This is a genomic window from Clostridiales bacterium, assembly GCA_017569285.1.
GTDB lineage: Bacteria > Bacillota > Clostridia > Christensenellales > Aristaeellaceae > Aristaeella.
On sequence record CP069419.1, the window covers coordinates 1,271,454 to 1,295,216 of the forward strand.

The following is a 23,763-nucleotide window of genomic DNA, read 5'->3' on the forward strand; positions in this document are numbered from 1 at the left end:
TTCTCCTTACACCTTCCTGAACCCCTTACGGCTGCGCGGCCTCCCGGCTTTTCCGCACCAGCACGCTGCGGGAATACCGGATCAGCAGCAGCGTGGAGCACAGGATCCATCCCACCGGATACGCCAGCGCGACCGCGATAAATCCCGCGCCCAGCGCTTTGGTCACGGCCAGGTAGATCTGCCGGAACACCACAAAGGAGGCCAGCATGATCACCGTCGGCATGGTGGCGTCCCCGACGCCGCGCAGGGCCCCCGCGTAAATCTGGTTAAAGCACACCGCAATATAGAACGGCGTCACAATCCGGATAAACCGGATGCCGTATTCCACCACTTCTTCCTCCGGAGAGAAAAAGCCCATCAGCGGCCGGGCCAGCACAAATACCAGCAGGCCCAGCACAACCGTGGAAATCAGGCTCATCAGCGTCGCCGTCCGGACCCCTTCCCTTGCCCGGGCCGGCTGCCTTGCGCCCCAGTTCTGGCCAACAAACGTCGTGGAGGACATGGAGATGCTCTGCACCGGGATCAGGGCAAAGGCGTCGATCTTGCCGTATACGCCGTAACCGGCCATGCATGCCGAGCCGAACGCGTTGATGTAGCTCTGCACAAACACGTTGGAAAAGGACGTCACCGCCGCCTGGATGCTGCTGGGCAGCCCCAGTTTCAGGATCATGGACAGGGATTTCCGGTCGATTCGCACCTTCCGCCAGCGGATTCCGTAGTCCCCCTTTTCCCTTGTCAGGGTCAGGAGGATCAGGGCGGCGGAGAGGATCTGCGCCAGCACCGTCGCGTAGGCCACCCCGTCCACGCCCATGCCGAAAGCCAGCACAAACAGCAGGTCCAGGCCGGTATTCAGCAGCGCGGATATGATCAGGAAGACCAGCGGTCTCCGGGAATCCCCGACTGCCCGCAGGATTCCGCTTCCCAGGTTATAGAACAGGATTCCGGAGATCCCCGAAAAATAGATGGACAGGTAGGCGCCGGATTCCGGCATCACGTCTTCCGGGGTCTGCATGAACCGCAGCATCGGATCAATGATCAGCCGGCCCAGGGCCGTCGCGATCAGGCTGATGATAAACGTCAGCGCCACCGTCGTATGCACCGCTTTGCCCAGGCCTTCCCGGTCATGGGCGCCGTAGCGCTGGGAAATGACAACAGACGCGCCTGTGGCTAGGCCCGCGCAGAAACCCACAATCGTGTTGATGATCGGCCCGGTGGAGCCCACCGCCGCCTGAGCCTGCTGCCCCACAAACTGCCCGACCACCAGCGTGTCCACGGTATTGTAAAGCTGCTGGAACAGGAGCCCGATCGCCATCGGAACGGAAAACCGCAGCATATGCGTCCAGATGTTTCCCTCGGTCATGTCCAGGTCCAGCCGCGCCAATCCGATCCCTCCCCGGCCAGCCCCTCCGGCCGTGCCAGGTCCATTATATCATCCGTTTTTTCCATGGCAAGCCGTCCGGGGCAGTTTTCGGCATCTCCGGATGAATCAAGGGTTTTCATTCGCATATGTTTCTGGTAAAATACGGGCATATGCGGAATATACAGTTTCAGATCCGGCGGGGCGTCCCCGCATCATCATCAAATCAATCCGGGAGAACGAGCTATGAGTGAAAACAAAGTATTCGGAACCTGTTTCCGGAATGATCCGGACCGTCCCCTGGTCTACGGGGAAATGAACCTCATCAATCCGCCCCGCCAGCGCCTCCGGGGGGAGCCGAAAAAGGAAGGCATCCCCGTGGAGCCGGTCATCGTCGGCTTCTGCGGCACGGACCACGAGCTGATGATGATGGGAAAGCGCGGGCAGCTCGGTCCCAAGTTTCCGGAAGGCCAGGACCGGCTCATCAACGGCCATGAGGGCGTCGTCTGGGTGCCTTCGCAGAACCGGTTTGCCATCGTGCTCATCCGGGGCGGTGACAGCATCGACCCCACCCGGTATACGGAGGATGAAAGCTATTTTGAATACGGCTGCGACCAGGCGGACGGCCTTTTCTGCGACCGGATGTACGTCAATCCGGACATGCTCCTGGAAATCCCGGACGGCCATGTCCATAACGGCCGGCTGGACCTGGGCTTCGCCAAGAAGATGGTGTTCCCGGATCCCTTTGCCTGCATGCTCTTCCAGCTGGAGCGCATGGAGGACCTGGGCTCCGCCCACTGGTTCCGCCAGACCGCCCGCCGCCTGGGCTGCGGGGAAGAGGAAGCCCGGGTCGCCGCGAAGGATGAAATCTTCGAGCGCACGGTGATCTTCGGCCTGGGAACCACCGGCATGTTCATCGGGGATATCATCCGCCAGGCCCACCCGGACGCGAAGATCGTGTTCGTCGCCCGCAGCCCGGAGGACAGCCCCAAGGTGCAGTTTGCCCTGAAGCAGGCCGGCGGCGTCTATGTCCGCAGCTGCCACGACCGGCCGGAAGACCTGGCCGCGGATATCTGCAGGGCCCTCGGCGGCCGGGCCACCACCTTCATCGGGGTCAGCGGCTCCTCCGCGGAGCATGAAATTGCCTTCACCCACCGGGTCCTCGGCTGCAACGGCCTGTACAACAGCTTTTCCCTCGGGCCGAAAATCACCTTTGACACCATGCCCTTCGGCTTTGAAAACCACCTGATTTTCGGTTCCATCAATTTCCGCCAGGACCATATGGAAAAAGCCATCCGGATGCTGGCCGAAAGCCCTTATGACCAGATTGTGGAGCTGATCGGCCGGGACGAGTTCGCCGCCGATCCCATCGGCGCCTATGAGAACAAAATCTACTGCAAAAACGCCCCGATGAAAACCGCCGTCATCTGGAACCCAGGCAAAATCATTATGGAAGGCTGAGGAGGCATTCTTTCATGAAAGCGATCTGCATTACCCAACCCTTTGAAACGGAAATCCGGGATATCCCGATGCCCGTTCCGGAAGCCGGGGAAGCCCTGCTCCGGATCCTGTACTGCGGAATCTGCGGGGCGGACGTCGCCAGCTTCACCGGCAACCAGCCTTTCACCACCTATCCCCGGATTCCGGGCCATGAATTTTCCGCCCAGGTTGTTTCCGTCCCGGATAACGACCGGGGCCTGAAGCCCGGGGACCTGGTCACCTGCAACCCGTATTTCAACTGCGGCGCCTGCTATGCCTGCCGGAAAGGCCGGGTCAATGCCTGCATGGACAACCAGACCATGGGTGTCCAGCGGGACGGCGCCTTCTGTGAATATATCCGCATGCCCCTGGAGCGGATCATCCCCGGCGGCGGGCTGAATGCCCGCCAGCTGGCGCTGATCGAGCCCTTCGCCATCAGCCGCCATGCCATCAGCCGCGGCGATATCCAGCCCGGCGACCGGGTGCTGGTGGTGGGCGCCGGCCCCATCGGCCTGTTCGCGCTGCTGGCCGCCAAGTCCAAGGGCGCGGAGGTCACTGTCTGCGACCTGCTGCAGGGCCGGCTGGATAAAGCCCTGCACTTCGGTGCGGACCATGTGGTCACCTCCGGTGCCGCGGATGAAGCGCAGCAGCTGGCCGCCATCACCGGCGGCAGCGGCTTCGATGTGTGCGTGGAAGCCTGCGGCCAGTCCGTCACCTTCCTGAAATGCATTGAGCAGGCCTGCCACGGCGCTTCCGTCATCCTCATCGGCAACGGCAAGAAGGAAACCACCTTCCTCCATTCCATCCTGCTGAAAAAGGAACTGAATGTCTACGGCAGCCGCAACGCCTATACCGCGGATTTCGAGGCGCTGATCCGCCTGGTTTCCTCCGGCGCCGTCCCCGTTACGGATATGGTCAGCGCGGAGTATGATTACAAGGACGCCGCGGCCGCCTTTGACGCCCTGTCCCATAACGACGGAAGCCTGGAAAAAGTGCTCCTTCGTTTCTCTGATCCTGCCTGACGTCCGGAAGGAGGTTCCGCCCCATGATCGATGCGCATGCCCATCTCTGGCTGGAACAGAACGGGGTTGTGGACGGCCTGCCCGTATATGCCCTGGGCGGCGGCCGCAGCCAATTCGGCCGGGAAGTCCGCCAGATGCTGCCCCCCGCGATGACGGACGGGGTCAACAGTGCGGAGCGTTTCCTTTCCCATATGGATTTTTCCCGGGTAGGCGGCGCCGTCATCACCCAGGAGTATATCGATGGAAACCAGGATGCCTACCTCCGGGAGGTCCGCCGGGAATACCCGGACCGTTTCCGGGTCTGCGCCCTGTATGAGGAAAACGGCGTTCCGGATACCGACGGAATGGACGGCATCAAGATCTGCGGAAGCCGCCTGGCGGATCCGGACCTGCTTCACCACGCCGCCGTCTTTGAGGAAGCAGACCGCCGCGGCCTGTTCATCGGCATCGATCTGGCGGACGGCAGCCTGCAGACCGGCGCGCTGCGGGAGCTGGCCCTGGAACATCCGTCGCTCCGGATTGCCATCGGCCACTTCGGCATGGTCACCCGCCCGGGATGGGAGGAACAGATCCGCCTGGCCTGCCTGCCGAACGTTTCCGTCGAATCCGGCGGAATCACCTGGCTTTTCAATGAGGAGTATTATCCCTATCCGTCCGCGGTCCGGGCCATCCTCACCGCCCGGGATATCTGCGGCATGGACAAGCTGATGTGGGGCTCGGATTACCCGCGCACCATGACCGCCATCACCTACCGCATGAGCTGGGACTTCATCGACAGATCCCCGCTCCTGACGGACGGGGAAAAGCGTCTCCTGTTCCATGAAAATGCCGCCAGATTCTATCGTTTCGGAACACTGCCGGACCTGCCGGTGATTCACCACATGGCAGAATAAACCAAGGATTCGGAATCTCGGAACCCCGAACTCAGAAAACGGAGGGAATCAGATGAACAGTATCTGCCTGGACCGCCAATGGACATTCCGGAAGGGACTGCTGGATTCAATCGGCCAGCTGAAGTCGGATCCGGGAACAATCGTCAGCCTGCCCCACGACGGCATGATCGGCACCCCGGTCACGCCGGACGCGCCGGCCCGGTCGGATATGGGATATTTCACCGGCGGGCTCACCAGCTACACGAAGATGGTGGAGATCCCCCGCGAATGGGAAAACGGCTGTGTCGGCCTGCAGATCGACGGGGCCATGATGAACGCCTCCGTGGAGATCAACGGCTGCAAGGCTGCCGTGCAGCATTACGGATACGCGCCGTTCTACGTGGACCTCACCGGCCTGGCGGAATTCGGCGCCGAAAACCGGATCACCGTCAATGTCAACACCAGCATGCAGCCCAACTCCCGCTGGTATACCGGCTCCGGGCTGTACCGGGGCGTGAAGCTCCTGCACGGCCCGAAGGTGCACCTCGCCCCGGACGGAATCTATGCCTTCACCCGGGAGATCGCGGACGGCCTGGCCTTCCTGGAGGTCCGGGCGGAGATCCGGAATGACGGAAGCACCAACCGCCTGGCGGAGGCTGAAGCGGTCCTGCTGGATGAACAGACAGGCGAAAAGGCCGCCGGGGCAAAACAGGTCATCCAGGTCAATGCCGGCACCACCGGAACCGCCCGCATCCGGTTTTCCGTGGAAAACCCGAAGCTCTGGGACGCCGCGGAACCCAATCTGTACCGGGTCCGGGTGCAGGTCCGTGACCTGGGGGAATTCCGCACGCATCTGGAGGCGGATCCCGCCCCCACGGTGGATGAGGATAGCACGCTTTTCGGCATCCGGACCATTACGGCGGATGCCCGGCGGGGACTGCAGGTCAATGGAAAGACCGTCAAGCTCAAGGGCGGCTGTGTGCATCATGACAACGGGCTCCTGGGTTCCGTCTCCCTTTATGAAACTGAAGCCCGGAAGGTCCGGAAGCTGAAAGAGCTGGGGTTCAATGCCGTCCGGACGGCCCATAACCCGCCCTCCGCGGCGCTGGTGGAAGCCTGCGACCGCTTGGGCATGTATATCTTTGACGAAGCGTTCGATGCCTGGGGCATCGCGAAGCGGGGTGGCGATTACAGCCAGTTCTTCGCGGACTGCTGGGAGAAGGACCTCACGGCCTTTGTCCGCCGGGACCGCTCCCATCCCAGCGTGATCCTCTGGTCCACGGGAAATGAAATCCCCGAGCGCGGCGGCCTGAACGAAGGATACCTGTGGTCCGGGCGCCTGGCGGATACCATCCGCCGCCTGGATGGAACCCGGCCGGTCAGCAACGGAATCTGCTCCTTCTGGAGCGGCCTGGATGACAAGCTGGCGGAAGGCCAGAACCAGGCCCAGAACGCGGAAGGCAGCGGGGATCTCCTGTGGGAGAATGGAACCGAGCCTTTTGTCAACGGCCTGGACGTGGTCGGATACAACTATATGGAAGGCCTGTATGAGAAGGATCACGCGCTCTATCCGGACCGGGTGATCCTCGGGTCCGAGAACTTCCCGAAGGAGATCGGCTGCCACTGGCCTCTGGTGGAGGCGCTGCCGTACGTCATCGGCGAGTTCACCTGGACCGCCTGGGATTACCTGGGCGAAGCCGGAATCGGCAAAGCGGTCCGCTTCGCCGAAGATGATCCGGGGCTGCAGAAGGGCGCGTGGGCGCTGATGCCGCCGGACGGTTCCCCCTTCCCCTGGCGGACGGCCAACGACGCGGATTTTGATATCACCGGCCGGATGACGCCCCAGGGCGCGTACCGGAGCACCGTATGGGGAAATCCCGCAACCTTCCTGTATACCCGGAATCCGGAGGACTTCGGCCGTCGGGAACTGATCACCCCCTGGGGATTCCCGGTCCTGCTTTCCTGCTGGAACTATGCCGGCCGGGAAGGAAAGCCCGTGGAGCTGGTCGTTTTCTCCGGGGCGGAGGAAGTCGAGCTCCTCGTCAACGGGGAAAGCGTCGGCCGCAAGCCGGTTTCCCGGGACGGGGAAATGCCGGGCAGCGCCTGCTTTGAGGCCGTGTACCGCCCGGGCCGGGTGGAAGCGGTCAGTTATACCGGCGGCGCGGAAGTCAGCCGCGCGGTGCTGGAAACCACCGGAGCCCCGGCGCGGATCCGCCTGCTGCCCGAAAAGAATCAGATGCAGGTGGACGGGCATGACCTGGTTTATGTGAATATCCGGGTGGAGGACGCGGAAGGCCGGGTCGTGCCCGATGCGGAAATCCGCCTCTCCGCCCAAACCGCGGGAGCGGGGTGGTTGGCCGCCTTCGGTACCGCCAACCCGGTCACCGCCGAAGACTATACGGATGGAAACACCGTCAGCTGGCGCGGCCGCGCCCAGGCGGTGCTCCGTGCCGGATATGACCCCGGCAGCCTTTCGCTCACGGTTTCGGCCGACGGCCTGGCGGCGGAAACCGTCCAGCTGGATGTAGTTTGCTGAGCCGGCATTTCATCCATCAATACAGCAAACGGCCCTGCCCCGGTTTTTGCCGGAACAGGGCCGTTTTTGAATATCTTGTTTTTTATCCCAGGTGCACCGCGATTGCTTCAAACTCCGCCTTCAGCTGGACCCGGAGCGTTCCGCCTTCCAAGGTCACCCGGTTGCCTTCTGAGCACATCACGCCCAGGATCTTTCCGGCGTCCGCCGGCAGCGTGATTTCCTCCGGAATCTCCCCGGCAAAGGTATGGATCACCGCCAGCGTCTCCCCGCCGGTCTTCCGGACCACCGCCTGCCATCCGGCCGGATGGCGCCAGCTTTCCGATACGTTCCCGAAGAAGGCGCTCACGCCGTCGCGGATGATATGCCGCACCCGGCGGTAGAAGTCCGTTCCCTCCTCCACCTTCCGCCACTGCTCCGCGGAAAGGTGGTGGATATCCCCGGAAAGGCACATCACACCGAGGAAGGTGTTGACCAGGGAATAGTTGATCCGCCGGAGATCGTCCTCCGCCCGCAGCACCGCCCAGATCTGGCTCTGGGCCGGCAGGATCACCCGGTGCAGCGCCGCCGCGATGATCGGGATCTCCCGGCATTCATGGGCATCCGAGAAGGAAGCCATATCTGAAACCGCCATCAGGGAGGGTTCCAGCCGGTGGCCGCCGGAAGCGCAGTTCTCAATCACCAGTCCTGGGACCGCCTCCCGCAGCCGCCGGAAGAACCGGAGTGTCCCCTGCATGTTCTTCCGCAGGCCTTCCCCCAGTCCGTCCGGATCGTCGCAGCCGATGCCGATGCAGTCGTTGTAGTCAATCTTGATATACCCGAACCCGCACCGCTTCAGGAGCCCGGCCACCCGCTCATCCAGGTACGCCTGCACCGCTTCCTTCCGCATGTCCAGGAACCGCCGGTTGTCCGTGTCGATCACATACCCGTTCCGGGTCAGGAGCATCTCCTCCCGCCGGAAGATTTCGGAATCCCTGGCGCAGGTCTCCGGTTCAAACCAGAGTCCCGGCACCATGCCGTGGGCCCGGATCATGTCCGCGGCAGCCTTCAGGCCCTCCGGGAACATCTCCGTCTCCTCCGGAATCCAGTCCCCGCCGCAGTCGGACCAGCCTTCCCCGGGCTTCCGGTACCAGCCGGCATCAATCACGAGGTATTCCAGCCCCCGGCCGTCCAGGCATTCCGCGATCTGCTTCAGGTTTTCATACGTCGGGTTGCCCCAGGTGGTGCAGTATTCGTTGAACATCACCGGCAGCTCCGCGTCCGGCCGGGGCATGTTCATCCGCTGGACAGTCAGCAGCCGCTGGGAAACCTCATCCAGCCCGCCGCATCCGGCCGTGATATACGCTTCCGGCGTGGCAAAGCATTCTCCCGGGGCAATGGTTTTGGTCCAGTGCCCGAAATCCCCGTCCGCCAGGGATGCCATCAGGTTCAGGCAGTCGTCGTGCCGGCGGATTTCCATCTGCCACGAAGACGGACAGGCCAGCTGGCACGCCCAGGTCACCCCGGCCTTCCGGTCTTCCAGGGCCGCAAAGGGGAAATAATCCCGCACCGGCATGGATCCCAGCTGGCCGAAGCGGCACAGCCGCAGGGCATGCCCGGTCCAGGACCGTTCCAGCATAGCCTCCTCAATGCTTTCGGTCTGGACCCGCCCCTCCGCGCTCCACATGCTGCGGATCCGGTGCAGGTACAGGGCGCCGGAAGCGTCGCCTGCGGTAAACGGCGTAATCCCGGCCAGGTTCATGCTGGACAGCAGGTCCAGCGTCACCGGCCGGTCGCCCGTGTTTTCAAACTCACAGGAAACAATCAGGGCCTGCAGCCCTTCCGCCCACCGGACCCGGTGGCGGACGGTCCGTCCCCGGTCATCCGCCACCGTGGTGATCACGGTGTTCCCTTCCTGTTTCTGCCCGGCCAGCTTCAGCGCGGACGATGCCGCGGTATCGGCCAGGGTATGCCCGTTTCCGTATCCGTTCGGCAGCGGATCTCCCAGCGCATGGATCTGGACCAGCGGCTCCGGCCGGTATTCCTTTTCCAGCACCCGGCCTTCCATGGCCTCCGGAACCAGCGTCATGCTCACCCGCTGCTCCGCATCCACGAAATAGCAAAGAATCATATCCCCGAACCGGTATTGACGATCGCACTTCATTTCGCAGTCCTCCCGCGGGGCTTCCGCCCCGGATTCCGGCCCGGCCCTGCCGTGCGGCATCGGCCGTTCCGGTGCTTTTCATTTTTGCCTGGCTTCAGCATACCACGGATCCGCGGCGGATAAAAGCCCCTTTCAAAGCGGAACAGCCGGTTCTTTTCCCTGTCTTTCCGGCAGGTGAAAGAACCGGCTGCCCGTCTGGATGAATCGGTCAGTCCAGGTATTTCCGGAGGGTCGTCCGCACCGCTCCGGTTCCGGCGGGTTCCTCCCGGAAATACTCCTCAATGCGCGCGGCCAGGGGCGTCCGGGTCAGGTCGCTTCCGAAAATCAGGGAGTTCGCCAGGATCGGCTTCAGTTTGTTTCCCGCGGTTTCCGGCTTTCCAAGTTCGATTCCCTGCAGCTGCTTCTGCAGGTCTTCCAGCAGCGGATCGCTGGACAGGGGCATCTCGTTCCCTTCGTCGTCCACGCCCAGCAGATAGCGCAGCCAGCCCGCGATCACCAGCGGCAGCGCCACCAGCTGGTTCATGGAACGCCCTTCCGCCGCGTAGCTCCGGATGGTTTCCCCGAAGCGGATACCCACCTTCTGCGAAGTATCCGTGGCAATCCGCTGCGGCGCGTCCGGCATAAACGGGTTCGGCAGCCGCTGTTCCACCACCTCGTCGATAAACGCCCGGGGGCTCAGGATTCCGGGATCGGTCACCACCGGCAGGCCTTCCGTATAGCCCAGGCGGCGCACCAGCTTCACCAGGTCCCCGTCCTTCATTTCCTCACAGATCAGCGTATAGCCCAGCAGGCATCCGTACACCGCCAGCGCGGTATGCAGGGGGTTCAGGCATGTAGTCACCTTCATCCGTTCCGTCCGGTTCACGGTATCCCGGTCGGTAAAGTACACCCCGGCCTTTTCCAGCGGCGGCCGCCCGTTGGGAAAACGGTCCTCCACCACCAGGTACTGCGGCTTTTCCGCGTTGACGAACGGGGCCACAAACGTCCCGCGGGGTGTCTGGATCGGCGCCATATCCTCGATTCCGGCGTCCGCGAGCATCTGCTGCACGGCCGGCGCGGGGCGCGGCGTAATCTTGTCAATCATGCTCCAGGGGAACGAAACCCGGGTTTCATCCGTCAGCCAGGCGATAAAGTCCCAGGATACGAATCCCCGTTTCCACCAGGTCTCCGCCACCTCCAGGATGCTGCTCCGGAGTTTCTCGCCGTTATGGCTGCAGTTGTCCATGCTCACCACCGCCAGCGGCGCTTTCCCGTTCATGTAGCGGTACAGCAGCAGGGCGGTCACGGTGGTCATGGCATGGCGGGGATGTCCGGGCCCTTTTTCCAGGTCCTCCGCCACCGCCGGCAAGTAGGATCCGTTGATCTGCCGCAGGGCGTATCCCTTTTCGGTAATCGTGAAGGAAACCATCTGCAGGGACGGGGCGGCAAAGATTTCGCGCAGCCGTTTCCAGTCCGCCTTTTCCCCCGGCTGGGCCACCAGCGCTTCCGATACGGAGGCGATGATCTCCTTGTCGATGGTCGCGTCGGCGTTCAGCGTAACGCTCATGGTCAGGTTGTCGTATCCGCCGTAGATCATGCGGATATTGTCCACATCAAAGGTATCCGCGGCGATGATGCCGCATTCCGCGTCACCGCTGTCCAGCAGGCGCTGCTGCAGCGCGGCAATGAACGCCCGGAAGATATTGCCGGCCCCGAAATGCACCCATACCGGGGTTTTTCGGGTTTTTTCCCGCATGGCCGCGATATCAAACGCCGGCAGCCTGACTCCGGCCTGTTCCCACGCGGCGGTATCCCGGAGGCTGCTCAGATTTACTTTCATTTTTCTTCTCTCCAAAGCACGGGTGCCCGGATCCCGGGCACCCGTGAATACAGTCAGGTTTACAGGGTCGCCCCGGTCAGGGCCGGCAGCCAGAGGCTGATCGCTGGAATGAAGGAGATCAGCAGCAGGGCAGCCAGCATGCACAGGTAGAACGGCAGCGTCGCGCGGACCACGTTTTCCATCGGGCGCTTGGCCACCGCCGATCCGATGAACAGCACCGCGCCCACCGGTGGCGTCAGCAGGCCGATACCGCAGTTCAGCACCATCATGATGCCGAACTGGACCGGGTGCAGGCCGGCGCTCATCGCTACCGGCAGCAGGATCGGCGTCGCGATCAGGATGATCGGCGCCATGTCCATAATCATGCCCAGCACCAGCAGGATCAGGTTCAGCAGCAGGATCACCACGATGGGGTTGCTGGAGATGCCCGTAATCAGCGCGGCGGCTTTCGCCGGCACATGCAGCAGCGTCAGGTTGTTGCCGAACGCGGCGCTCATGGCGATCAGGATCAGCACGATGGAAAGCGTGCCCACGCAGCTCTCCAGGCCCTTCCACACGCCCCGCCAGTTCAGGCCCTTGTAGATGAATACGGATACAAACAGGGAATAGACCACCGCGATCGCGGCGGACTCGGTGGCGGTAAAGATGCCGCCCACCACGCCGAACACGACGATCAGGACCGCCGCCAGCGCCCAGAAGGACTGGATCAGCTGTTTTCCGAACACCTTCAGGGAGAACTTGTCCCCCTTGGGGTACTTCCGCTTCACGGAAAGCACGTAGGAGCCGATCATCAGGGCCGCCGCCAGCAGCGCGCCGGGCAGGTAGCCGGCCATGAACAGGGCGCCCACGGAGATGCCGCCGGCGGTCATGGCATAAATCACCATGTTGTGGCTGGGCGGCACCAGCAGGCCTTCGCAGGAGGACGTGATCGTCACCGCGGTGGAAAAGTCCGCGTCATATCCCTCGTCCACCATCATCGGGATGAGGATGGAGCCCAGGGAGGCGGTATCCGCCGCCGCGGATCCGGAGATTCCCCCGAAGAAGTAGGAAGCCACAATATTCACCATGGCCAGTCCGCCGCGCATCCATCCGACCAGCGAATTGGCCAGTGCAATCAGCTTTTCCGATATACCCCCGGTTCCCATCAGCACCCCCATGGTAATGAAGAACGGAACCGCCATCAGGGAGAAGGACCACACACCCTTCACCATCTGCTGGGGCAGGGTCACCAGGTTCTGCCCCATGGAAATCATGCACAGCACGGTGGAGATTCCCACCGCGTATGCAATCGGGAAACGAATCAGCACCAGGAGCAGGAAACTGCCCAGCAGGATGATTGTCGACAGGGTTTCAGCATCCATGCCCTTTTCCCTCCTCTGCTGTTTTTTTCACAACCAGGGCTTCCACATGCCTGAAAATCTGTTCCAGTTCAAAAATCACCATGCCGACGCCCGCCACCGGGATCGGCAGGTACTGCCAGAACTTGCTCAGCGTGGGAATCGCCACATACTTTCCGCGGATGCTCAGCGGGGAATTGCAGAACTTGATTCCGTAGATCACCAGGACCACGCCCAGCGCCAGCACTCCGATATCGGCAATCAGGTCGGATACGGTTTTCACCTTTTCCGGCAGGTACTTGTCAAAAGCGGTCATGCGGATATGCAGCCCGCGGCGGATGGCCAGCGTGGCGGAGAGCACCGCCATGTAGACCATCAGCGTCAGCACAATCTCTTCGCTCCACTTGGGGTCGGTAATAAACGGGATATACCGTCCGGCGACCGCCCACGTCGTAATGATGATATCCGCAACCAGCAGGAGCTTGCAGATAAACAGGATAATCCTGTGGGTCCAGTCAAACAATGGCTTGATTTTCTCAAGCGTCGTAAAGAAAGCCGGCATCGGGAAACTCCTTTCATGCTAAAGCGGAAAAGGGGCGCAGGGGATTTCCCCTGCACCCCTTCAATCATTGGATTCTCCGGATCCGGATTACTGCATATCCAGGATCTGCTGGTACAGCTCCGCCTGGTCCGCGGTGTTGGCCTGGATGGTGGGCTGGCAGGCTTCCACCCAGGGAGCCTTGTCGGTGACCTCGATCACGGTCACGCCCATGTCCGCCAGCTTCTGGAAGGTTTCCGCTTCGATCTCGGCGACCTTTTCGCGGCAGACCTGGGAAGCGTACGCGGCCGCTTCCATGATCCAGCCCTGCTGTTCTTCATTCAGCTTGGCCCAGGCCGCATCCGTGATGATCAGCTGGATCGCGCCCAGGGTGTGGCCGTCCAGCAGCAGCGTGGGAGCGACTTCCGGGAAGGCCTTGGCGAAGTAGTTGGAAGTGGGCTGTTCAGCCGCGTCCACCATGCCGGTGTTCAGCGCGGAATACAGTTCGTTGAAGTTCACGGGGGTGGCCGTCGCGCCCAGGTTCTCCACCATGCCGGTCATGACGGGGTCGGCGGAAACGCGGATCTTCAGGCCCTTCAGGTCTTCGATGGTCTTCACTTCGATGCCCTTCCGGATGAAGAAATGACGGAAGCCTTCCTCACCGTAGCACAGGCCGCGCAGCGGCAGGCCCAGCGTCTGGGGCTCCATCAGGAAGTCCTTGGCCATTTCGCTGTCCGCGAACTTCCAGAAATGGTCTTCGTTCACAAAGGTGTAGGGGATGGACAGGAGCTTGGCCTTGTCGCAGCCGTACTGGGTCAGCGCGAACGCGGAGAAACGGCCGATGTCGGTGATGTTGCCGCCGCCCAGCAGGTTGTCCAGGATCTGGTCTTCAGAGCCCAGCACGCCGCCGGCCTGGATGTCGATCAGCACGCTGCCGCCGGAGATTTCTTCCACCTTGGCCTTGAAAGCCTTGGCAACTTCGCCCACGACGTTGCCTTCCAGGGGGTTGACTTCGGAATAGGTCAGGGTGACGGGTTCGTCAGCCAGTGCGCAGGCGCAGCTGAGCAGCATGGCCAGGGCGAGAACGAGTACGAGCATCTTTTTCATGTTTCCACTCCTCCAAATATGAATAATGTTGTGTGACAGCTGCATTTGGTCGCGCTGCCTTTGTTGTGCCCTATGCTATTGGAATGGAAAATGAAATTCAAGCGAATGTCAAAAATGTGCTAATAATCCAAAAAAAATGACAATTCCGGCTGGAAAACTTCAGCCGGAATTGAAAGTATCAGTCCTCCTGGATCCGCCGGATCATTTCCGCCCGGTCCCCGGTGAATTCCTCATAGATCGGGGCCACGGCGTCCTGGAATCGTTTCATTTCCTCCTCGCTCAGCTCGGTCACGATGCATCCGCTTTCCCGGACGACCGCTTCAGACCGCGCTTCCCGCTCCTTCCACAGCTCCCGCTCATACTGCGCGGATTCCGCCGCGCACTGCAGCACGATCTCCACGTATCCGTCCCCCAGCGCGGAGATTTCCTCCAGCGCGTTCTGGCTGATCAGCTGCGCTTCGGGCAGCCGGGAATGCGCATCCAGCAGGTAGTAGGGCGCCACCTCGTAATGCCCGGTGGCTTCATAGCTGGGCCAGTTGTTTTCCGCGCCGTCGATCTTCCCGGTCTGCAGCGCGGAGTAAACGGATTCGTAGGAGATTTTCACCGGCACCGCGCCCCAGAGGGACACCATCCGGCTGAGGAAGTCCGATTCCTGCACGCGGATCCGCAGGCGTTTGATATCGTCCAGGCTTGTAACCGGCGTTTTCGTGTAGATATTCCGGCTTCCGGCGTCAAACCAGCTCATGCCGGCCAGCCCGAAGGGCCGGATGCTCTCCAGCAGCTGCTTCCCGATTTCCCCGTCCAGCACCCGCCACATGTGCTCCGCGTCCTCAAACAGGTACGGCAGCTGGAGGATCGATATTTCGGGAACAAACTCCGACAGGGTGCTCACCGAAAGCCGGGCAAAGTCGATCCCGCCGAACTGCATCTGGCGGAAAACGCTGATCTCGTTTCCCAGCACGCTGTCCGGGAATACCCGGATCACAATTTTTCCGTCCGTCCGCTTCTCCACCAGCTCCGCAAAATAGTCTGCAGCCTGCGTGGTGGGATATCCCTTCGGCTGGTTGTCTGCGTACCGGAACATCAGCGCGGGCGGCTCTGGCTGGGTTTCCCGGGGAATCATCGCCCAGACCGCCAGGAAAACGGCCGCCGCCAGGAGCAGCACACCGAGCAGGATACCGATCCGTTTCACGATTCTTCCTCCTTGCTCCCCGGGGCGCTGTGGTTCCGGCGGTATTCCGTCGGCGTAACCCCCGTGGTTTTCTTGAATACCCGGGTATAGTAGTTCAGGCTCTCATATCCCACCGCGTTGGCGATTTCCGTCGCGGACAGGAAGGGGTCCTTCAGCAGTTCCTTGGACGCGCCGATGCGCAGTTCCGTCACATAGTCCACGAAATTGACCCCGAAGTTCTTCTTGAACAGCATGGAAAAGTAGGACGGGTTGATATGCAGGATATCGCTGATGGAATCAAGGCTGATATCCATCCGCATGTAATTGTGCTGCAGGTAGTTGCGCACGTTGGACATCAGCAGGCCGATCTTGTCCGCGGAGGAATGCTCCTCCAGCGAGGACGCGACGGAGGCCAGCGCTTCCAGCTGTTCCCGCGATTCCACCTGCCCCAGGCAGCGCCGGATGGACTTCACCGTGTCCGCTTCGTTCACCGGCTTCAGGATATAGTCGAACGCGCCCAGCTTCACCGCTTCGTAGGCGTAGTTGAACAGGCTGTACGCCGTCACAAAGATCACCTTCACGGAAGGATCCCGCTCGATGATCCGCTTCGCCGCGTTGATGCCGTTAATCCCCGGCATCTCGATGTCCATCAGGACCATGGAGGGTTTCCAGAATCCCGCCACGTCGATGGCCTGGCGCCCGCTTTCCGCCAGCCGGGTCTGGATCTGCGGGTCAAAATGGCGGTGCACGATTTCATCCAGCAGCTCGCGTTCGAACTGTTCATCGTCCGCAATCAGGATTTTGTTCATGCCTCTCCCTCCGCTTCGCTCATGTCCGCCGCGGAGATCAGCGGCATCCGGATGCTGACGGTGGTCCCGCCCTCCGGCCGGTCCTCAATGCTCAGCCGGTTGCCTTCCCCGGCCAGCCGCAGCCGGGCCGCCACGTTGTACAGGCCGATATGCTCATCCGGCGGCGACTGCTGCTGCAGGTGTTCTTCCAGCCGCCGGATCACCTCCGGCGAAATCCCGACCCCGTCGTCCGACACGGAAACCCGGAGCTCTTCCCCGGCTTTCCGGATATCCACCGAAACCGTACCGCCCTCTTCCTTCGGCGCCACGCCGTGGTAGAACGCGTTTTCCACCAGGGGCTGGATCAGGAAGGAGGGAATCATGGTTTCGGTCAGCTCGATTTCCGGGTCGATATGCCAGTCCATGCGGATCCGGTCCGCGAACCGGGCATGGTAAATCGCGTAGAAATCCCGGATGGTCTGCACCTCTTTGGACAGCGGAACGTAAGCGTCGTTGCTGCCCAGGGTATAGCGGAAAAAGCGGCTCAGGGAGCCAAGCAGTTCCACCGTTTCCGGGGCGTTTTCCCGCTTCGCGCGATAGCTGATCACGTTCAGCGTGTTGAACAGGAAATGCGGGTGGATCTGGCTGCGCAGCAGCTGCAGCTTTCCGGCGTCAACCCGATTCTGCAGCTCCAGCGCTTCTGTTTCCTTGATGCGGAGTTTCCGCTCCATCTCTCCCTTTTCCCGCAGCAGGTCCATCTGTCCCTTCATGGACTGCTTCATTTCGTTGAAGGTGGATGCCAGGCGGCCCATTTCATCCTGCCGGCGGTCGTCCACGTCGGGGATGTCGAAGTTCCCCTCGCTGATATTCCGGGAGGCTTTGGAAAGCTGGGAGATGGAAACCAGCAGCGAGCGGAGCCACAGGGCCAGCACAACGGTGGCAAGCAGCGCCGCCAGGGAGCTGGCCAGGTGCAGGGCGTTGTATTTCTTGCTCGTGGACGTCAGGGAAAAAACCTCGTCATGGCTGTCGAGGATGGTCTGCTCCAGCAGCTCCCGGCTGTACTGCGCTAGGTACTGGCCGCACGGCGAGGCGGTGTCATAGTAAATCCGGCTCGCCGCGGACTTGTCGTTGTTCTCCAGCGCCTGCCGGATCTCATCCAGCCGTTCCACGTAGAAGGGATAGGTCGTCCGCACCGCGTGGAACAGCAGGAGGGTGTTCTCGCTCACCGCCCCGTCCCGGAACTTCAGGGAGGAAAGATGGTCCGACGCGGCTTTCATGCTGCTCCGGACCTCTTCATTCAGCGCGTCCGGATCCCCGTACTCCCAGTGGTACTCTTCCAGGGTCCCGATGCACTTTTCGGTTTCATGAAGGAACTGGCTGATGGTCTGGATCTGCTCCGCGTTTTCTTCCATCGGCCGGAATACATGAAGGTTCTGGATCTGCGCGATGCTGATCTGGACCGCCGCGGAAACCAGCACCAGCGTCAGGAGCAGCAAAACTCTCCTGGAAAGGCTCATGCTGTGCCAGCCTAAGCGCTTCATGTGCTTCCTCCTTCCTGTTCATCATTTCTGCACTTCCGATTCCGGAACGGCTTTATCCCCGGGTTCCGGCCGGCCGGCATTTTTCTTCTCCCAGTCCCCGGACCACCGCCTGCCATACCGCTTCATCCGGCGCGTCCGCCTGTCCGTCGGGCAGCAGGAAAGCCCGCTGCGGGCTGGCATACAGGTAGATGCATCCCTTTTTCCGGTACGCGCTGTCCGCGTCCGACCACAGGACGGTGACGGTCTCGCCCGCCTTGCGGTTGCTGACCACCGTAAAACCGTCCCCGCGGAGCGTCACCGTATAGACGGCCTTTCCCTTTTCGAGCTTCTGCTGCGCCGCCTGCCGGTTCACCTGTCCCAGGAATACCCCGAAATAAACCAGCGGAAGCCCGCAGCCCACCGCCAGCAGCACGGCGGCAATCAGCCCGCTCTGCGGTTTCCCGCTCAGCAGCGCGATGATGGCAAATGCCGTCATGATCACGGCAAACACCGCCGGCCGGACCCCGCGTTTTTTCCGGATCAGGGTATCAAAACACGCAAAGCGTCGGAACGTTCCGGCATCCAGTTGAACGGGAATCGTAATTTCCCGGGCATCCGCCATATCCTGCACATCCTTTTTCAGTTCCTGCCGCGTTTTTCCTGCGGCCGGTCTCGTTCGTTTTTTCCCTGCAAAAATATCTTACTTGCCCCGGAATGTCAATAGCGGATTGCCGGGACGGGCGTTTCCGTTTCCCCGGGAATGTGGTATGATGTCAGCAGCGCAGGGTCCCGGGCACGGAAACTGGGGCCGGGAAAACAGGGAGGATTTTATGAGCAGTGTCAAGGAACGGTTCCTGAGATATGTACAGGTGGAAACCACCTCCTGTGAGGCAAACGAATGCTGCCCGTCCACCCCGGGCCAGAAGGTGCTGGGGGAACTGCTGGTCAGCGAAATGAACGCCATGGGGGTGCAGGGCGCCTGCATGGATGAGCACGGATATGTGTACGGCTTTATCCCCGCCCGGGGAAAGGCGGATGCCCCGGCCATCGGGCTGATCGCCCATATGGATACCTCCGACGCGGTTCCGGGCGCCACCCGGCCGCAGGTCATTCCCGCCTATGACGGCGGAACAATCCGCCTGGAAAACGGCGTCGAAATCAGCGGGTTCAGCTTCCTGGACAGCCTGAAAGGCCAGGAGCTGATCGTCACCTCCGGGGATTCCGTCCTCGGGGCGGACGACAAGGCCGGCGTGGCGGAAATCATGGCCCTGTGTGAGCGGATGCTCGCGCCGGACGCGCCGGACCACGGAAAAATCTGCATTGCCTTCACGCCGGATGAGGAGATCGGCCGCGGGGCGGACCTCTTCGACGTCCCGGGTTTCGGGGCGGATTTCGCCTACACCGTCGACGGCGGCGCCCTGGGCGAGCTGGAATACGAGTGCTTCAACGCCGCCTCCTGCATCGTGCGGGTGAAGGGCATCAGCATCCATCCCGGCAGCGCGAAAAACCAGATGGTCAACGCGGCGCTCATCGCCATGGAGTTTGCCGGAATGCTCCCGCCCTGGGAGCGGCCCGAGCATACCGAGGGCTATGAGGGGTTCTACCACCTCACCGGTATGACCGGGAATGAGGAGTTCGCGGAGCTCCGGTACATCCTCCGGGATCATGACATCACGAAGCTGGAGGCCCGGAAGACCATGATGACCGCTGCCGCGGAAGTGCTGAACCGGCGGTACGGCGCCGGCACCGTGGCCATGGAGCTGAAGGATTCCTACCGGAACATGAAGGAGATCGTGGAACAGCATCCGGAGATCCTGGACCGGGCAAAAATGGCTTTCGAAGCCAACGGGATCGACCCGCTCGTCCAGCCGATCCGCGGCGGAACCGACGGCGCCCGCCTGTCGTACATGGGGCTCCCCTGCCCCAACCTGTCCACCGGCGGATACAACTTCCACGGGCGGAAGGAGCTGATCCCCGTCCCCGCCATGGAGAAGATGGTGGATGTGCTGGTTTCCCTGGTAAAAAGCTGATGGGCATCGCCCATCCGTTTTTTTATTCTTCCGGATTCACGGGGTTGACAATTATATTACTATATAGTAATATCCTATGTAGAAGGAGGAGATCGTCATGATTTCACGCAGCGGGGATTACATTGCCCAGATCCGCCTCATCGGCGGACGCGTATTTGAGAAGCTGCTTTCCGCATCCGGAGCGGTTCAGTTCAACGGTCCGCAGGGCAAAATCCTCGATGCTCTCTGGCAGCAGGACGGCCTTTCGGCCATCGAAATCGGCCGCCGGACCGGGCTGGCCAGCAGTACGCTCACCGGCATGCTGGACCGGATGGAGGATGCCGCCCTGGTGGTCCGGAAACGCTCTGCGGAGGACAGGCGCGTCATCCGGATCTTCCTCGGCCCGAAGGCCGTCCAGTGCCGGGAACAGTACACCGCTGTCTCGGAAAAGATGACCGATATCTATTTCCGCGGTTTTGAGGAAAACGAGGTTGCCTCCTTTGAAAGCTTCCTCCTGCGCGTGCTGGAGAACGTGCGGGAGGCGGACCGGAATCCAGGAAAAACAGATGGATGAGCCGCCGGCTCAGAAAGGAAAAAACATGAATAAAATCAGTAAAGCCCCCACCAACGATTTCTGCCCCCAGACCCTGTTCCTCTACGGAACCTATGATAAGGAAGGCCGGCCGGACTTCGGCCTCTTCTGCTGGTTCAGCTATATCTGGGATACCGATCTGGGCGTCATGGCCTGCATCGGCGGGGATAAGCTCACCAAGGAGAACATCCATCAGCAGAAGGTCTTTTCCGCCTGCCTCGTCACCGAAGCGCTCCTACCCCTGGCGGATTACCTCGGAACCACCGACGGCCACAGCCCGGACAAAATGAAGCCCGTTGCGGGAATCGAAAAAGGCCGCGTGCTGCCCGTCCCGGTCCTCACCGCTTCCCCGGTGGCCTTTGAACTGGAAGTCAAACAGTTCCTGCCCATGGACGACGGCGAGGTGATGCTCTGCGCCATCCGCAATGTGCTCCAGGATGAAGCGCTGGACGATGATGCCGTCACCTCCGTGGAAAAGCTGGCCGCCGTCGCGCCGGTCTCCACCACCTGCGAACGCTATTTCGCCTGGAACGGCGGGGACCTGGGTGCCTGGGGCGAACCTGCGAAAAAGTTCATTTCTGCGGGCCGGTAATCCCGCCTCCGGAAACAGCAAAACCACCGGCAGTGCCGGTGGTTTTGGTTTTCCCTCGGTTGTTTTCAGTTCTCCAGTTTCCGGCGGGCTGAGCGTTCCCAGCCGGCAAGCTCCAGCAGTCCCCAGGCCATCAAAGCATAGATCACCACCGGCGGAAGGCCGATCTCGCCCAGCGTGATCTTCCCGTCCAGCATGAATTCCTCCAGGATCGTCACCGCGCAGACCAGCAGGCCGAACATGGCCGCGCCCCAGTTGCGCTTTCCCTGCTTACGGCCGGCAATTGCGTACCATACCAGGATTCCTTCGGCGATCAGGTAGCAGAGCAGCTGCTCATAGCGGACAAACAGCCAGCGGATACTCTGGGCCCGCGCGCTTTCACAGATAATCTGCGCCAGGCACAGGTAGAATATCGTGCGCAGGAAGCACAGGCGGTCATCGCGGTTCCGCAGGGCAAAGATGGCAATCCGCAGGTACAGGATGCCTTCCAGCATGAATACCGCCAGGTAATACTCCGGAAAATCCGGGTTCCAGGCTTCATAAACCGCAAAGGGGAAAGGCAGCGCTTCCTCCAGGTAATCCCCGGTTCCCAGCGCGCCCAGCCAGTATTCCCCGAACCGGGCCAGCGCGGCCAGGAGCGCGCCGGATGCCGCGAACGCGTTCAGCGTCTTTCCCGGCTTCTGTCCCAGGATCCGGGCGGCCAGGAATACGCCGAAGCAGACGCCGGCTGCCCCGCCGTAGTAGGACAGCTCATCCGCCTTCAGGGAGAACAGGTATTTCCCGAAACCGGTTTTGAAGATATAGGATGCGCGGAACAGGAAATACAGCAGCTTGGCGCCGACCAGCCCCAGGAGGATGCCCAGTCCCAGGGAAAGTCCCGCCAGCGCGGCGGCTTTTCCGCCTTCCAGCTTCATCCGCGTCCGGGCGGAAAGCCCGAACAGCGCAAAGCATACCGCAAAGCTTCCGGCAAGGAAAATCAGGTAGGCAGCCGGATTGGTGGTCATCATAATCCTTTATTCACCTTCCTCAAACCAGGCGCTGGCAAAATACACGATATCCGACAGCTTCCGGACGTTCTGCTTGGTTTTCTGGGTCACATTGTTGTACCACTCGCCCAGGAAAACCAGCTGGGTGGAGCCGCCGCCATCCAGCACATACGCGTTGGTGCAGTCCGGTGCAAGGCTCAGCACCAGCTGCTTGAACTGCGCCATATTCGCGCCGTTCCGGGTGGCAATCACCTTGTAATGCAGCGGGCCTTCCTGGAGGATGCACAGCCGGTCCTCCCGGCCGTCCGGGTCGGCGAACTGCGGGGAATGCTTGGCCGACATCAGGTAATCATCCTCGGTGGGCACGCCGTCAATCACCAGGGCCGGGCCGAACTGCAGGGCATTGATCACCTTTTTCCCGTCAATCTGCGTCTTGTCCATGGAAGCCAGGTCTTCACTGCCCCGGATGATGTGGAAATCCCCGGCTTCGTCAATCAGCAGCATATCCAGCCGCTGGTCCACCGTATCGCGGAAAATGGTTCCCTGGCGCAGGACGAATTTGGACGATTCGTTTCCGTGGAAGTCGCCGCAGTAATCGCCGTTCATGGCGAACACGGCGTTGACCCGCCGTGCGATCGTGGTGCCCACCACCCGGCGCTCCGAGATAAACGTGGTGGGTTCCGCGCTGGCGGTCCGGATCTGGGAGGGATCCCGGATCACGATATCGGCGATATAGTATTCCCGGTTGATCACGTCGCTCTGGGTCCGGAGGCTCCGCTCCACGCGGATCGTCGGATCCTCATAAACCAGCTTGTCCGAGGCGTACTGCTCATGGAGCGGGGCGCCGCCGCTCAGGTCAATCGGCAGGGGGCGGAATTCCCCTTCCGCCGCGGCACAAACGGAAACAGCCGCCAGTACGGCCGCCAGCAGGATGGCTGGGATGGTTTTCAGAACGCGCATGGTATCAGCCTCTCTTCGTTTCATGATCAGGGTTCCGGGTTTTCCTCCCCGTCCAGGGGAATCCAGCTGTTCGTTTTGAAGATTTCCCGCATCACCGTGTACCGGGGATGGTCCCTCCACCCGTTTCCCACCGATGACTTGGCAGTGGAATCGATCAGGGTGTCCGGAAGCGCGTCCCGCAGGCGCTGCACGGCTTCCGGGTCCGGCTTCTTGGTCGGGTTGTGGCTGTTGTACTGCGGAACCCACAGCCGTTCCAGCCATGTCATGGATTCAATCGGCGAGATGTCCGCAATCCGGTTGAAGCCGAGGTTCAGGTCTTTCAGGTTCACCAGGGCCGGCAGGGCGGATACGTCCCGGATATCGTTGTAGAACAGTTCCAGGTATTCCAGCCCTGTCAGCGAAGCAACCGGCGTAATATCCTGGAACTGGTTGTCCACCAGGATCAGGATCTTCAGGTTGGGAAGGTCGTTCAGGAAGGAAAGGTCGTTCACCGCGTTATGCCCGATGTCCAGGGCCACCAGGTTTTTGCAGTATTTCAGCACGGAAAAATCCTCGTTCTTGTGGCGTGCCGAGCTGTCGCTGTGGGATGTGGAAAACGAAACGGCGTCCGTCCGCACCGTATGGTTCCCGACCACCATCGTCCATCCGAATTCCACCTCCGGGAACCGTTCCGCCAGCTGTTCAATCCGCTTCCGCGGAATCTTGGTGGAATACATGTCCACATGCTTCAGGTTGGGCAGCTGGGCCAGGAAGTCATAGAATTCCGGATATCCGCTGCCGGAAACCGCAACCTTCCCCAGGTCGATGCTTTCCGCGTCCGCCGGAACCGTCAGCTTTCCGAAGGAGACCGTTTCGCCTCCCTCCGCCGTTCCCGCCGTCAGCGTCATGCAGAGAAGCAGTCCCGCCAGTATTGCGATCCATATCCTGCGCATACAATTCCT

General features: G+C 61.4%; 20 protein-coding genes. 7 read left to right on the forward strand and 13 right to left on the reverse strand.

Translation table 11 applies throughout. The features are described from left to right. Positions 1–25: 25 nt before the first annotated feature. A complete protein-coding gene (locus JNO48_05505) occupies positions 26–1,360 on the reverse strand; it encodes an MATE family efflux transporter (GenBank protein QTE69686.1) in 1,335 nt (444 codons plus the stop codon). Positions 1,361–1,603: 243 nt separating this feature from the next. On the opposite strand from JNO48_05505, the gene JNO48_05510 reads away from it, so the two are divergent. The 4 genes from JNO48_05510 to JNO48_05525 are packed head-to-tail and all read left to right on the forward strand — an operon-like array spanning position 1,604 to position 7,266. Further along, a complete protein-coding gene (locus JNO48_05510) occupies positions 1,604–2,818 on the forward strand; it encodes a hypothetical protein (protein QTE69356.1) in 1,215 nt (404 codons plus the stop codon). Positions 2,819–2,832: 14 nt separating this feature from the next. Further along, the gene (locus JNO48_05515) at positions 2,833–3,858 is read left to right on the forward strand and encodes a zinc-binding alcohol dehydrogenase family protein (GenBank protein QTE69357.1); all 1,026 of its coding nucleotides are present in this window, start codon (positions 2,833–2,835) and stop codon (positions 3,856–3,858) included. 23 nt (positions 3,859–3,881) lie between these two features. Further along, a complete protein-coding gene (locus JNO48_05520; GenBank protein ID QTE69358.1) occupies positions 3,882–4,751 on the forward strand; it encodes an amidohydrolase in 870 nt (289 codons plus the stop codon). Positions 4,752–4,803: 52 nt separating this feature from the next. After that, positions 4,804–7,266, forward strand: coding sequence for a DUF4982 domain-containing protein (locus JNO48_05525; GenBank protein ID QTE69359.1), 2,463 nt, complete (start codon positions 4,804–4,806; stop codon positions 7,264–7,266). Between the two features lie 82 nt (positions 7,267–7,348). Here the strand turns inward: JNO48_05525 and JNO48_05530 are convergent, their stop codons facing one another. The 9 genes from JNO48_05530 to JNO48_05570 form a co-directional block, all read right to left on the reverse strand. After that, the gene (locus JNO48_05530; protein ID QTE69360.1) at positions 7,349–9,406 is read right to left on the reverse strand and encodes an alpha-galactosidase; all 2,058 of its coding nucleotides are present in this window, start codon (positions 9,404–9,406) and stop codon (positions 7,349–7,351) included. 208 nt (positions 9,407–9,614) lie between these two features. Beyond that, positions 9,615–11,225, reverse strand: a complete 1,611-nt coding sequence (locus JNO48_05535; protein ID QTE69361.1) for a mannitol dehydrogenase family protein — start codon at positions 11,223–11,225, stop codon at positions 9,615–9,617. Between the two features lie 59 nt (positions 11,226–11,284). Continuing rightward, a complete protein-coding gene (locus tag JNO48_05540) occupies positions 11,285–12,586 on the reverse strand; it encodes a TRAP transporter large permease (protein QTE69362.1) in 1,302 nt (433 codons plus the stop codon). After that, the gene (locus tag JNO48_05545; protein ID QTE69363.1) at positions 12,576–13,124 is read right to left on the reverse strand and encodes a TRAP transporter small permease; all 549 of its coding nucleotides are present in this window, start codon (positions 13,122–13,124) and stop codon (positions 12,576–12,578) included. The genes JNO48_05540 and JNO48_05545 overlap by 11 nt, the downstream gene beginning before the upstream one ends. 87 nt (positions 13,125–13,211) lie before the next feature. After that, positions 13,212–14,207, reverse strand: coding sequence for a TRAP transporter substrate-binding protein (locus JNO48_05550; GenBank protein QTE69364.1), 996 nt, complete (start codon positions 14,205–14,207; stop codon positions 13,212–13,214). Positions 14,208–14,385: 178 nt separating this feature from the next. Beyond that, the gene (locus JNO48_05555; protein QTE69365.1) at positions 14,386–15,399 is read right to left on the reverse strand and encodes a TRAP transporter substrate-binding protein; all 1,014 of its coding nucleotides are present in this window, start codon (positions 15,397–15,399) and stop codon (positions 14,386–14,388) included. Continuing rightward, positions 15,396–16,187, reverse strand: coding sequence for a response regulator (locus JNO48_05560; protein QTE69366.1), 792 nt, complete (start codon positions 16,185–16,187; stop codon positions 15,396–15,398). The genes JNO48_05555 and JNO48_05560 overlap by 4 nt, the downstream gene beginning before the upstream one ends. After that, positions 16,184–17,707 carry a histidine kinase gene (locus JNO48_05565; protein QTE69367.1) on the reverse strand — a complete coding sequence of 508 codons (1,524 nt, stop codon included), beginning with the start codon at positions 17,705–17,707 and terminating at the stop codon, positions 16,184–16,186. Before JNO48_05565 ends, JNO48_05560 begins: the two co-directional genes overlap by 4 nt. A 52-nt stretch (positions 17,708–17,759) precedes the next feature. After that, positions 17,760–18,308 carry a YcxB family protein gene (locus JNO48_05570; protein QTE69368.1) on the reverse strand — a complete coding sequence of 183 codons (549 nt, stop codon included), beginning with the start codon at positions 18,306–18,308 and terminating at the stop codon, positions 17,760–17,762. Positions 18,309–18,516: 208 nt separating this feature from the next. On the opposite strand from JNO48_05570, the gene pepT reads away from it, so the two are divergent. From pepT to JNO48_05585, 3 genes are all read left to right on the forward strand, one after another. After that, positions 18,517–19,716: a peptidase T gene (gene pepT, locus JNO48_05575; GenBank protein ID QTE69369.1), complete on the forward strand. Its 1,200-nt coding sequence runs from the start codon at positions 18,517–18,519 to the stop codon at positions 19,714–19,716. A 97-nt stretch (positions 19,717–19,813) separates the two neighbouring features. Continuing rightward, on the forward strand, positions 19,814–20,269 hold the full coding sequence (locus tag JNO48_05580) for a MarR family transcriptional regulator (protein QTE69370.1): 456 nt from the start codon (positions 19,814–19,816) through the stop codon (positions 20,267–20,269). Positions 20,270–20,294: 25 nt separating this feature from the next. Beyond that, positions 20,295–20,879, forward strand: a complete 585-nt coding sequence (locus JNO48_05585; GenBank protein QTE69371.1) for a flavin reductase — start codon at positions 20,295–20,297, stop codon at positions 20,877–20,879. A 65-nt stretch (positions 20,880–20,944) separates the two neighbouring features. On the opposite strand, the gene JNO48_05590 is transcribed toward JNO48_05585, so the two are convergent. The 3 genes from JNO48_05590 to JNO48_05600 are packed head-to-tail and all read right to left on the reverse strand — an operon-like array spanning position 20,945 to position 23,754. Continuing rightward, positions 20,945–21,883, reverse strand: a complete 939-nt coding sequence (locus JNO48_05590; GenBank protein ID QTE69372.1) for a prolipoprotein diacylglyceryl transferase — start codon at positions 21,881–21,883, stop codon at positions 20,945–20,947. Between the two features lie 6 nt (positions 21,884–21,889). Continuing rightward, entirely contained in the window at positions 21,890–22,822 is a 933-nt protein-coding gene (locus JNO48_05595) for a phosphodiester glycosidase family protein (GenBank protein QTE69373.1), read from the reverse strand. A 26-nt stretch (positions 22,823–22,848) separates the two neighbouring features. Then, on the reverse strand, positions 22,849–23,754 hold the full coding sequence (locus tag JNO48_05600; protein ID QTE69374.1) for a leucine-rich repeat domain-containing protein: 906 nt from the start codon (positions 23,752–23,754) through the stop codon (positions 22,849–22,851). Positions 23,755–23,763 lie beyond the last annotated feature (9 nt).